Here is a 10492-nt window from a genome sequence, read left to right as displayed (position 1 = left end):
CGGGACGAGAATCTCGTCGTACGGGAAGGTTAATTCGTCGTCGTCGACCATCCGTGCGGTGAGGACGGGTACCTCCGACAGACGGACGACTTTCTCCGTGACACTCCCGAGGATTCGTCGCGTGATTCCGTGTCTGGCGTGGGTGGGCATCACGACGAGGTCGTACCCATATTTCGTGGCGTACTCGGCGATTGTCGGTGCCGGGTTGCCCTGAACGACGTCGGTTCCGTACTCGACACCGAGCGTGTCGAGAATCTCCCCTGCTTCTGCGACGGTGTCTTCACCTTGCCGTTCGAGCGCATCGACGACTTCGTTGTCGACGAGTGTGACGCTGTCTCGGGCAGTGTTGGCAACGTAGAGGAGTTGTACCATCCCGTCGGACCAGTGTGCAATCTCGCTGGCGTGGTGGAGAATCGCGCTCGACTCGGTGGTCTCGTCGACCGGAAAGAGGATGCGCTCGTACATGGTGTACATGTTGGTTGGCTCGCAGATAAGTGCTTTCGACGGGCGAGGTCGACACTACTCGGTGGGTACGTTCCCCGGGTACGTCGTCGAAAAAACGGTATCTCCGCCGGATACGCTCAGTTCGCGTCGAGAATTTCGACGTCGAAGACGAGCGTCTCGCCGGCGAGTTGGTGGTTGAAATCGATGCGGACGGTTTCGTCGTCTGCATCGACGATTTCGCCGAGGCCACCCTGTTGGGTCTGGACGTACATCCCGACAGCGGGGTCGTCACCGAGCACTTCGCGGAGTTGTTCGGTGTCGTGTTCACGAACCAGGTCTTCGGAGGGTTCGCCGTAGGCCTTCTCGGGCGGAATCTCGATGCTCTCTTCGTCACCGACTTCCATGCCGACGAGCGCTTCGTCGAGGCCTTCGATGACAGTTCCAGCGCCGACTTCGACGGTGAGCGGTTCGTAGTCGCGGTCCGGTTGCGACTCTGCGAGTCCTGCTTCTTCTGCTACGTCCTGTCGGGACGTGTCGAAGACAGTCCCGTCGGGAAGTTTGCCAACGTATTCGAGAGAGACAGCGTCGCCAGATTCTATCGTCATGGTATCCATTCTCTGCTGGACACGGATAAAAGGCAGTATGTGTGCGAACGAGAGGCGTGAGTGCTCGTCTCAGAAGAGACGCCAGAAGAGGGAGCGGAGTTTGTATCCGACCGACCCGTTCTGGTAGCCTCTCCACCCGCTCATTCCACCGGCGAGCGTCGTCGCGTCGTATCCTTCCGATTGGAGGATGTTCGTCGCTCGCTTCGCGACGATACCCATCTTACAGACGACGACGATGTCCCTGTCGCGTGGGATGTCGTCGAGGTGCCGGCGAAGGGTATCTTCGTCTCCCGACCGAACGTCGTCGTACACTGGCACGTTGTGACTGCCGTCGATTGCGCCACGTCGGTAGTGGTCTTCCGGCCGGATGTCGAGGACGAACGGGCCCGTGTCGTCGTCCAACCGCGCGTCGAGTTCGTCGGGTCGAATCTTCGCCATTATTCTCACTGAGCGTGGCGAGTCGCAAAGCGCTGGCGCTTCGAGACGTACGTTCAACACGGGGGCGTCCGTAGTCGCCTCATGGACAAGTGGGACGAACGATTCAGCGAGGGAACGTATCCGACAGACCCAGAACCGTCGCCAGTGTTGCGTGCGTACGTCGACACGTTCCCCGACGGTCGTGCACTCGACGTCGCGGCCGGGACCGGGAGAAACGCCATCTTCCTCGCACAACACGGCTACGACGTCGACGCCCTCGACCAGTCTGCCGCTGGCCTCGAAATCGTCGACGAACGCGCTGCTGCGGCCGACATCTCGAACCGTGTACAGACCGTGCAAGCCGACGCAACCGAGTACGAGTATCCCGTGGGGGCATACGACGTCGTCACTCTCAGTTTCTTTCGGACACTCGACCGGTTGGGCGACATCAAGGCGGCGCTCAAACCGGGTGGTATCCTCTTCTACCAGCACCACTTGCAGTCGTCGTCACCGGCGACGGTCGGACCGAGCACCGACCGGTATCGATTTCAGTCGAACGAACTCCTTCGGGCGTGTCTCGACATGACCGTCCTCTACTACGAGGAATCGACCGAAGAGCGAGACGACAGAACGTCCGCGACGGCGACCATCGTCGCGCGGAACTCCCACGGTCCAACACAGTCGTACCCGAGTCGTCACTGGGACCGTCTTCCGAAAGAACATGAGTGAATAGCTAGTATTATGGATTTACTATGTGTCTCGGAGTCTGTGTAGGAATCATCTCGAGACTACCAAACATTGTATCGTGTTTGCCCCTCGTTACGTATGTAAATACTATTTTTTGGTGCTGAGTGTCGTGTTTCTCGACGTTTCCATATAAGTACAAATACTGATCGTATGTTAATCTATTCTATTTTGTGACACTCTCGTGGCGTCGACGTTCGACTGTCTCCTTCAGCCTCCCCTAATCTGTTTGGCTGGACGTTTAGAGGGGTTCACGACGAACACGTACTCGCGTCGGCCGCCATCACCGTCGCACCCACCCATTCCCTTCTCGCGGGACGTGAGATTCTCCGTTCGATTTTTATCGTCGGGCAACCGTCGTCTATCGATGACCGTGAGGGATTCGCTCGACGAGCCGCGCATAATCGACACGCACGCACACCAACCGACGGCGGAGTTCCTTCGGGACGCCGGCGGCGAGATGATGCGAGACGCGGCGAACAAGTTCGGCACCCAGATGGAGACGTGGGACTACGAGGCGATGATAGAGGAGTACCACGAGTACGGAATCGGGAAGGCAATCATGCTCGGGTGGGACGCCGAGACGAACACTGGCAACCCACCAGTTCCGAACGACTACGTCGCCGAGATTCGTGACGAGTACCCGGATTTCTTCGTCGGATTCGGCAGCGTCGACCCGCTGAAAGACGACTGCGTCGAAGAAGCAATCCGCTGTGTCGAAGACCTGGGGCTCTCGGGGTTCAAGTTCCAGCAAATCGCACAGGGCTTCGACCCGAGCGACGACGCACACACCGACCTGTTCGACACTATCGAGGACCTCGGGGTCCCCGTCATCTTCCACGGCGGGAACTCGACGCTCGGTGCGGGGTCACCCGGTGGTCGTGGCCTCAAAATCAAGTACGGCAACCCGATGCTCATCGACGACGTCGCAGCGGAACACCCCGACCTACAGATTCTCATCGCCCACCCGGCGTTCCCGTGGGAGAAAGAGCAACTCGCCATCTGCCAGCAGAAGGGCAACGTCTACATGGACTTCTCGGGGTGGCTTCCGAAGTACATCGACGACCAGGTCCTCCACTACGCGAAGACGATACTGCAGGACAAGGTCATGTTCGGTACCGACTACCCGATGATTCGGCCGGAGACGTGGTTCGAGTCGTTCGACGAGTCGTTCGACGCGCCCGACGAGGTCAAGCGGAAGGTTCTCTGGGAGAACGCCGAGGAGTTCCTCGGACTGAACTGACCGACACCGAACAGCACTTCAGTCGAAATTCGGGCGGCGTTTCTCCAAGAACGCCGAGACGCCTTCTTCGTGTGCGTCGGTGTCGTACGCGAGCGTCTGCGCTTGCGCTTCTCGTTCGAGGCCGTCTCGCCACGGGCGGCCAAGGTTCGCGTGAATCGCTTCTTTCGCGAGAGCGAGCGTCTCGGTCGGACGAGAAGCGAGTGTCTTGACTGTCTCGTCTACGACGGCGTCAAGTTCGTCGGCGTCGACGACTTCGTTGACGAGGGACAGTTCGGCGGCGCGGTCCGCCGAAATGAGTTTGCCGGTGAATGCCAACTCTTTGGCCGCCCGGAGGCCGACGAGTTCGGGGAGCGTCACCGTCGCGCCAGCGTCGGGGACCAATCCGACATTGACGAACGACGCGGCGAACCGTGCCTCTGGGACGGCGTACGCGAAGTCGCAGGCGGCGACGACAGACATCCCCGCGCCGACGGCGTCGCCGTTGACGCGGGCGATAACGGGGACCGGAGCAGTGAGAATCGCTTCTGCGACGCGGCCGAGTGTCTCCCGGACACGCTGGTACGCTTCGCGTGCCGTCTCGTCGCGTTCCGCCATCGCTTCGATGTCTCCGCCCGCGCTGAAGGCATCTCCGTCACCGGTCACCACCACGGCGTCGAATTCGTCGAACGAGACTGCTTCGAGTGCTTCCGAGAGTTCCCGTGCGACGTCGGCGGTGAACGCGTTTTTGACCTCGGGTCGGTCGAACGTAATCGTCCGAATTCCGTCTTCGTCTTCGACTCGCATACTCCCGCTACACGGACACGAGGTAAATAGCCTCGCGGAAGTGGGTTCTGGGAACGCATACAGGAGGTCTGTCTGCTACCCAAACAGCACGCCGTACACTGAGTGTTGGGCGCGCCGCAATCGTTCGAGGAACGCCGACTTGCTGATACCGAGTTCGGTGGCCACATCTTCAGCCGTAATCGTTCGCGGGAGGTCGAAGTACCCCATCTCGTACGCGACTTCCAGACTCTCTTCTTGGGCCGACGTGAGTTCCCACGCGCGGCCGATGGTCGACTCCTCGTCGGTTCGAAGCGGATAGACACGCTGGAGTTGGATACCGACCGTTTGACCCGCTTTCTCCATCACACCACGGAGGACTTCGTTGCCGACGACTGCACCGCGCATCGTGGCCCCACCGTCGCTGTACTGCATCGACTCGACGAGGAATCCGACGTCGACGAGTTCGTGGACGACACAGGGGTGTTTCGAGAGGCACCGATAGGTGTAGGCGTCGTCGGTGCGGGTGACGTGGAGATACCGGATGGTATCGTCCTCGTCGAGAACGTCGGGCAGTCTGTCGTCTGGCGGTGCGGTGAAGTGAAGCAAGACGTTTCCGTCGGCCCGAAGTTGTGGTGCGCTCGCATCGATGGTCACCGGGACGCTCGTCGTCGCCCTGGCGAGAGGGCAGTCGTCCCCGTCGATGCGGAACTCTGCGACGAGGCACTCATCTATCACGTTTGCATCAACTCGGTCGTAGCTACACACTACGTGTATAAAAAGGCAGTCTATAGACGGGCCAATTCGTAAGTGGTTATCCGTGATAGTTCTGTGTATACCGATGGACCTCGAAACTGTCAAAGAACGGGCGGGACCGCGCGAGTTCTCTCCGAAAGACGAGATGCCGGAGGAGTACCGCAAGGCCGCGACCCGGATGATACAGTTCCACGCGAACAGTGAGATAATGGGTGCGTACCTCGAACGACCCTTCATCCGTCAAGCACCGAGTCTCGAACGAAAACTGGCGTTCTCGGCGAAGGTGCAAGACGAACTCGGACACGGTCAACTGCTCTACCGCGCCGCAGAGAGTCTGGGCATCAAGACCCGTGACGAGATGCTCGACGAACTCGCCAACGGGCAGGGCAAGTTCCTCAACTGCTTCCACTACCCGATGGAGTCGTGGGTCGAGACGCCGATGATTGCGTTCTTCGTCGACGGTGCCGCGATGCGCCGGCAGGCGACGCTCAAGAGCACCTCGTGGGAACCCTACGCCCACGCGATGGACAAAGTCTGTTTCGAAGAGGGCTTCCACGTCAAGCACGGCGAAGCGATGCTCCACGAACTGATGACCGGGTCGAAGAAGGAACAGGAGATGGCGCAGGAAGCCTTCGAGAAGTGGTGGCCGCGTATCATCCAGTTCTTCGGTCCGACCGACAAGCAGTCGACGCACCACGGGTTCGCCAGTGAAGTCGGCCTCAAGCAGAAGTCCAACGACGAACTGCGCCGTGCGTTCCTCAACACCTACATCCCGAAAGCAGAGAAGTACGGGCTCGAAATCCCGGACACGCCGACCATCGAGAAGAACGACGATGGCACCTACAACGTCGCCGAAGACGAACTGAACTGGGACGAGTTCTTCCAGATTGCGAAGAACGAGTACGAACCCGGACTCGGCCAAATCGACGGCCGCAAGAAGGCTCAGGAAGCAGTCGCCTGGGTCCGTGAATCGATGGATAGCCACGAACAGCGCCTGTACGGTGGCGGCGAAAGCCCACAGGCGGCGGACTAAACGGAGTGATTCGATGATTTGGGAAGTATTCCGACAGAAGAAGGCTGGCGACTACCACACGCACTGCGGCAACGTCCACGCACCCGACCGGGAGATGGCGTTGCTGTTCGCAGAAGTACAACACGCACGGCGGATGCCCACCAACAGTCTGTGGGTCGTCCCGAAAGACGAAATCGGTGAAGTCGACACCGAAGACGTCGCCTTTGGCGGCACGACGGACAAGTCGTACCGCTGGGCCATGACGTACAACTTCGAGGCCGCAGCAGAGGAAGTCGCTGCGTCCGAAGACGAACAGGCAGAAGCAGAACAACAGCGACGGGCCGTCGCGGACGGTGACGACTGATGGCAGCAGCACAACAACTTCCAGGTCCGCAGGACCTCTCGGACGAACAGCGCGAAGCGGTCGAGATGCTCCTGCACAGGTTGGCGGACGACGAGTTCGTCATCGCCGAACGCTACACCGAGTGGCAAGTTCGTGCCCCGACTATCGAGTCCGACATCGCCGTCGCCAACATCGCACAGGACGAACTCGGGCACGCGCGCCTCTGGTACGACCTGCTCGAAGACTTCGGCTACGAAGAACAGGACCTCATCTGGGAACGCGACGCCGGCGACTGGCGACACAGCACGCTCTGTGAACTTCCCTTCGACGAGGGTGACTGGGCGGATTTGGTCGTCCGGTCGTACCTCTACGACGAAGCCGAGTTCGTCCGTCTCAAGGCGCTCGAAGACTCGTCGTACCCGCGTCTGCGTGACCGCGTGGAGAAGGTGCTCTCCGAAGAGCGCTACCACCGCGAACACGCTCGGAGTTGGCTCGAACGCCTCTGTGAGGACGACGACACCCGAGCACGAATGCAGGACGCAGTCGACCGCCTCCTCCCGTACGCGCTGACGCTCTTCTCGCCGACCGACGACGAGATAGAAGAACGTATCGACGAACTCGGCCTGCGGACGGAGAACCTCCTCTCCATGCGTGAGTCGTGGCTCGACGAAGTCGTCGCGACGTTCGAATCCGTTGGACTGCACGTCGAGGAAGCACAACTGCCCGAACAGTACGACGTCCACCACGCGGACTTCGACCTCCCCGACGAAACAGGTCGTGACCAGACCCACACCGACGCCTGGTTCGACCTCTTCGACGAGTTTACGAAGAGTTACCGTGAACTCGGTCGCCACTCGGCGATGAAGATTATGAAGGACCCAGACGATGAGTAGTGAATTCGACCCCGACCAGACCGACGCGAACCTCTGTGCACACACGGACTACGCGGAGGGCACGCCCCACGACGAACTCCCGGCTACCGGCGACGGTGCAGTCGGTATCGAACGAGACGTCTGGGACGCCCTCTACTCGGTCGAAGACCCCGAGATGCCCATCAGCATCGTCGACCTGGGTCTCATCTACGCCGTCGGGGTCGAGACGGAGACGGGCGAAGCACGAATCGACATGACCCTCACGTACACCGGATGCCCCGCACGGAGCATGCTCGAAGACGACATCCGCAACGCCGTCAGCGCCGTCGACGGCGTCGAAGACGTGATGCTCAATCTCGTGTGGAGTCCCGCGTGGACCACCGCGATGGTGACCGAACAGGGACGCAAAGACCTGCGCGAATTCGGCCTGAGTGTGTAACCATGCGACGCTCATTCGACCCGAGTGTGACGACGACGGGCGAGACGAAGGGTGCCCAGTGCCCGTACTGTGACGGGACGAACACCGAACGAGAGCACCCGAAAGGCCCGTCGCTCTGTCGGTCGATGCACTTCTGCAACGACTGTCAGGAACCGTTCGAGAAGTTCGGCTGAACGACTCGAAACACTCCCGTGTTATTTTCGAACGTAACCGAGTACTCCGAGCAGCAGCACTACTCGTCCACGACTGTTGGGGCAAAGCGCCGCACCACGTGTGCGGCGATACGTGGAAAATCAGCAGGCACCGAGATGGCCGCGTGTGCTTTCCGTGAGAGAAATCACGCAGTCGTCACTCGCCGACAGCAGCAGGCCGGTTAGATGTTGAGGTTGATGTTCTTCGCCTGCGTGAACTCACGAATTGCTTCTTCGCCCTGTTCGCGACCGTGGCCGCTCTGCTTCGTGCCGCCGAAGGGCGTCTGCGGGAACGTGACCGGATACTCGTTGACGCTGACCATTCCGTAGTCGAGAGCGTCGGCGACCTGGTGGGCACGAGAGAGTCCCTGCGTCCAAATGCCGGCGAGCAAGCCGTACGGCGAGTCGTTGGCGAGTTCGATTGCTTCTTCTTGGTCGCTGAACTCGATGACGGAGAGGACGGGGCCGAAAATCTCCTCGCGGGCGACGGTCATGTCGTTCGTCACGTCGGTCAAGACGGTCGGTTCGACGAAGTACCCGGCGTCTTTCTCTTCGTCGACGCCGCCACCGCAGGCGACGGTTGCGCCTTCTTCGACACCGATGGTGATGTATTCGAGGACGTCTTCCATGTGGTCTTCGCTGACGACGGGACCCATTCGGCCGTCGTCGTCGATGCCGGACCCGAGGGGCGTCGCCTCGGCGCGTTGGACAATCTTCTCGACGAGTTCGTCGGCGACGTCCTCGTGGACGAGGAGTCGCGACCCGGCCCAGCACATCTGCCCTGCGTTCATGAAGATGCCGTAGTGGACGCCCTTGGCGGCGGCGTCGAGGTCGGCGTCGGGGAAGACGACGTGCGGACCTTTGCCGCCGAGTTCGAGCGTGACACCGGTGACGTTCTCTGCGGCGTCGGCCATGACGCGCTTGCCGATTTCGGTGCTGCCGGTGAACGTGACGTGTTCGACATCCGGGTGAGAGGCGAGGGCCGACCCTGCCTTCGAGCCACTTCCAGGGACGACGTTGACGACGCCCTCGGGAAGACCTGCTTCTTCCGCCGCGATACCGTAGTAGAGCGCCGAAAGGGGGGTTTGACTGGAGGGCTTCACGACAGCGGTGTTCCCGCAGGCGAGTGCAGGGGCGATACTTCGCCCGGCGAGTTGGAAGGGATAATTCCACGGGACGATGTGGCCGGTGACACCGAGTGGTTCGCGCGTCGTGAAGTTCACGCGGTCGCCGGGTACGGCGTTGTACTCACCGGTCACCTTGTCGGTCCAGCCAGCGTAGTAACGGAACGTGTCGACGACCATCTGGACTTCCATCCCCGCTTCGAACGGCGTCTTCCCGTTGTCGTGGGACTCGACGAGCGAAATCTCGTCTTTCCGTGCTGCGATGGCATCGGCCATCGCCCGGAGTCTCTCACCACGCGTGGATGGGTCCATCGTACGCCACTCGCTTCCGCGTGCCGCGGCAGACTTCGCTGCTTCGACAGCGGCGTCTACATCCGTCTCGTCGGCACAGGCGACCGTTGCGTAGCGTTCTTCCGTCGCAGGGTCGAACGTCTCGATGGTCTCGCCAGATTCAGCATCTACCCAGTCTCCGTCGATGTAGAGACTCGTCGGGCCACTGTATTCCATTACAAAATACGGTTTCGCCCCCGAATATTAATCATTTATGATTACGGATGTTTGGGGCCGCCGTCTCAGATAGTACACTCGGGTCGCAGCGTGGCGGTCCGTGGTCACCCAGTCTTGTACACGCCTCTGGCCGTGGCGATGAGGGTGTCGTCTGTCGTCGCGTACACGTCGACGTCGACAGTGCCCACGTCGCCGCCGAGACGGACCACGTCTGCCTCTGCTCGGAGGTCACCGGTCCCTGCACTCAGGTAGTCGATGCGCATATCTATCGTCGGGACTGGTTGGTCGACGCGACTGACGAGTGCCGCCCCGCCGACGGTGTCTGCGAGTGTGAACGTGACGCCGCCGTGGGCCATTACCCGGTCTGCGTTCCACGACAGGTCCTCGCGCATCTCGATGTAGCCCTCTGCGTGTCCGTCCTCGACGTCGGTAATCTCGACGCCGAGCAACTGGGCGAACGGCATGCTCTCGAAGAACTCCTCTATGTCCATGGTTCAGTATCTCTGGTGTGTGTTAAGTTGGTTTCGACGGCTATGCGTAGATTCGTCATCTGTGGTCGTAGACTCGCTGAACTTTCCCGACTTTCGTCCGCTCGATACCGCCCGGTTCGACGAGAGACACTTGGTCAGGATTGAACGATAGGACGTTCGAGAGGCGCTTGCGGATGCGCCGTTTGAGTTCGTCGCGCGACCCGTCGAAGCCGTCTGTGAGTTCGACGGTCAGGTCGAGACGGTCGAGATTGTCCGTTCGTCGGAGGTCGATGCGGTAGTGTGGTGCAACCTCGTCGAATTCGAGGACGACCGATTCGACTTCGCTCGGATAGAGGTTCACCCCGCGGACGATGAGTAGGTCGTCTGCTCTGCCCGTGACCGAGTCCATTCGGACGGCGGTGCGCCCGCAGTCACACGTCTCGTAGTCGAGGGTCGTCAAGTCGCCCGTGCGGTAGCGGAGCACTGGAAGGGCTTGTTTCGTGAGTGTCGTGAACACGAGTTCGCCTTCCTCACCTTCGGCCACTGGGTCGCCAGTGTCGGGGTCG

General features: G+C 60.7%; 15 protein-coding genes. 7 read left to right on the top strand and 8 right to left on the bottom strand.

Features of this window, described 5'->3' with window-relative positions:
• The 3 genes from AUR66_RS10535 to AUR66_RS10525 all read right to left on the bottom strand — a co-directional run.
• On the bottom strand, positions 1-465 hold a 465-nt coding region (locus tag AUR66_RS10535), incomplete at its 3' end, for a universal stress protein (protein ID WP_197409735.1).
• 116 nt (positions 466-581) lie between these two features.
• Positions 582-1049: an FKBP-type peptidyl-prolyl cis-trans isomerase gene (locus tag AUR66_RS10530; RefSeq protein WP_058572387.1), complete on the bottom strand. Its 468-nt coding sequence runs from the start codon at positions 1047-1049 to the stop codon at positions 582-584.
• Positions 1050-1118: 69 nt separating this feature from the next.
• Complete coding sequence (locus AUR66_RS10525; RefSeq protein WP_058572386.1) at positions 1119-1487, bottom strand: rhodanese-like domain-containing protein; 369 nt, start codon at positions 1485-1487, stop codon at positions 1119-1121.
• Positions 1488-1568: 81 nt separating this feature from the next.
• Here AUR66_RS10525 and AUR66_RS10520 point away from each other — a divergent pair, with 81 nt between their 5' ends.
• Both AUR66_RS10520 and AUR66_RS10515 read left to right on the top strand, forming a co-directional pair.
• Positions 1569-2195, top strand: coding sequence for a class I SAM-dependent methyltransferase (locus AUR66_RS10520; protein ID WP_058572385.1), 627 nt, complete (start codon positions 1569-1571; stop codon positions 2193-2195).
• A gap of 382 nt (positions 2196-2577) precedes the next feature.
• Positions 2578-3453, top strand: a complete 876-nt coding sequence (locus AUR66_RS10515; protein WP_058572384.1) for an amidohydrolase family protein — start codon at positions 2578-2580, stop codon at positions 3451-3453.
• A gap of 18 nt (positions 3454-3471) precedes the next feature.
• Here the strand turns inward: AUR66_RS10515 and AUR66_RS10510 are convergent, their stop codons facing one another.
• Both AUR66_RS10510 and AUR66_RS10505 read right to left on the bottom strand, forming a co-directional pair.
• On the bottom strand, positions 3472-4236 hold the full coding sequence (locus AUR66_RS10510) for an enoyl-CoA hydratase/isomerase family protein (RefSeq protein ID WP_058572383.1): 765 nt from the start codon (positions 4234-4236) through the stop codon (positions 3472-3474).
• A 75-nt stretch (positions 4237-4311) separates the two neighbouring features.
• Positions 4312-4950: a helix-turn-helix domain-containing protein gene (locus AUR66_RS10505; protein WP_058572382.1), complete on the bottom strand. Its 639-nt coding sequence runs from the start codon at positions 4948-4950 to the stop codon at positions 4312-4314.
• Positions 4951-5053: 103 nt separating this feature from the next.
• Between AUR66_RS10505 and paaA the strand changes: the two genes are divergently transcribed.
• Genes paaA through paaE form a run of 5 tightly spaced genes read left to right on the top strand, consistent with a single transcriptional unit; the run spans position 5054 to position 7807 of the window.
• Positions 5054-6001, top strand: coding sequence for a 1,2-phenylacetyl-CoA epoxidase subunit PaaA (gene paaA / locus AUR66_RS10500; RefSeq protein WP_058572381.1), 948 nt, complete (start codon positions 5054-5056; stop codon positions 5999-6001).
• A gap of 13 nt (positions 6002-6014) precedes the next feature.
• On the top strand, positions 6015-6344 hold the full coding sequence (gene paaB / locus AUR66_RS10495; protein WP_058572380.1) for a 1,2-phenylacetyl-CoA epoxidase subunit PaaB: 330 nt from the start codon (positions 6015-6017) through the stop codon (positions 6342-6344).
• Complete coding sequence (paaC, locus tag AUR66_RS10490; protein ID WP_058572379.1) at positions 6344-7216, top strand: 1,2-phenylacetyl-CoA epoxidase subunit PaaC; 873 nt, start codon at positions 6344-6346, stop codon at positions 7214-7216. Before paaB ends, paaC begins: the two co-directional genes overlap by 1 nt.
• The gene (gene paaD / locus AUR66_RS10485) at positions 7209-7634 is read left to right on the top strand and encodes a 1,2-phenylacetyl-CoA epoxidase subunit PaaD (RefSeq protein WP_058572378.1); all 426 of its coding nucleotides are present in this window, start codon (positions 7209-7211) and stop codon (positions 7632-7634) included. The genes paaC and paaD overlap by 8 nt, the downstream gene beginning before the upstream one ends.
• A 2-nt stretch (positions 7635-7636) precedes the next feature.
• Entirely contained in the window at positions 7637-7807 is a 171-nt protein-coding gene (gene paaE, locus AUR66_RS21930) for a 1,2-phenylacetyl-CoA epoxidase subunit PaaE (RefSeq protein ID WP_197409734.1), read from the top strand.
• Positions 7808-8007: 200 nt separating this feature from the next.
• Here paaE and AUR66_RS10480 read toward each other — a convergent pair whose 3' ends face one another.
• The 3 genes from AUR66_RS10480 to AUR66_RS10470 all read right to left on the bottom strand — a co-directional run.
• Positions 8008-9456 (bottom strand): aldehyde dehydrogenase family protein, encoded by a 1449-nt coding sequence (locus AUR66_RS10480; protein ID WP_058572377.1) that lies wholly within the window; start codon positions 9454-9456, stop codon positions 8008-8010.
• 104 nt (positions 9457-9560) lie between these two features.
• Positions 9561-9947, bottom strand: a complete 387-nt coding sequence (locus AUR66_RS10475) for a PaaI family thioesterase (protein WP_058572376.1) — start codon at positions 9945-9947, stop codon at positions 9561-9563.
• A 55-nt stretch (positions 9948-10002) separates the two neighbouring features.
• On the bottom strand, positions 10003-10492 hold a 490-nt coding region (locus AUR66_RS10470), incomplete at its 5' end, for a phenylacetate--CoA ligase family protein (protein ID WP_394326256.1).

This window comes from Haloferax profundi (assembly GCF_001469865.1).
GTDB classification, from domain to species: Archaea; Halobacteriota; Halobacteria; order Halobacteriales; family Haloferacaceae; genus Haloferax; species Haloferax profundi.
Note: the sequence above shows the minus strand (reverse complement) of the source record. Positions and strands in the feature narration are given on the sequence as shown.

Bases quoted from the DNA above. Each gene is read 5' to 3' on its own strand.
- paaD (WP_058572378.1), top strand. From the start codon at position 7,209: ATGAGTAGTGAATTCGACCCCGACCAGACCGACGCGAACCTCTGTGCA.
- AUR66_RS10520 (WP_058572385.1), top strand. From the start codon at position 1,569: ATGGACAAGTGGGACGAACGATTCAGCGAGGGAACGTATCCGACAGAC.
- AUR66_RS10515 (WP_058572384.1), top strand. From the start codon at position 2,578: ATGACCGTGAGGGATTCGCTCGACGAGCCGCGCATAATCGACACGCAC.
- AUR66_RS10525 (WP_058572386.1), bottom strand. From the start codon at position 1,487: ATGGCGAAGATTCGACCCGACGAACTCGACGCGCGGTTGGACGACGAC.
- AUR66_RS10530 (WP_058572387.1), bottom strand. From the start codon at position 1,049: ATGACGATAGAATCTGGCGACGCTGTCTCTCTCGAATACGTTGGCAAA.
- paaB (WP_058572380.1), top strand. From the start codon at position 6,015: ATGATTTGGGAAGTATTCCGACAGAAGAAGGCTGGCGACTACCACACG.
- AUR66_RS10475 (WP_058572376.1), bottom strand. From the start codon at position 9,947: ATGGACATAGAGGAGTTCTTCGAGAGCATGCCGTTCGCCCAGTTGCTC.
- AUR66_RS10510 (WP_058572383.1), bottom strand. From the start codon at position 4,236: ATGCGAGTCGAAGACGAAGACGGAATTCGGACGATTACGTTCGACCGA.
- AUR66_RS10480 (WP_058572377.1), bottom strand. From the start codon at position 9,456: ATGGAATACAGTGGCCCGACGAGTCTCTACATCGACGGAGACTGGGTA.
- paaA (WP_058572381.1), top strand. From the start codon at position 5,054: ATGGACCTCGAAACTGTCAAAGAACGGGCGGGACCGCGCGAGTTCTCT.
- paaC (WP_058572379.1), top strand. From the start codon at position 6,344: ATGGCAGCAGCACAACAACTTCCAGGTCCGCAGGACCTCTCGGACGAA.
- paaE (WP_197409734.1), top strand. From the start codon at position 7,637: ATGCGACGCTCATTCGACCCGAGTGTGACGACGACGGGCGAGACGAAG.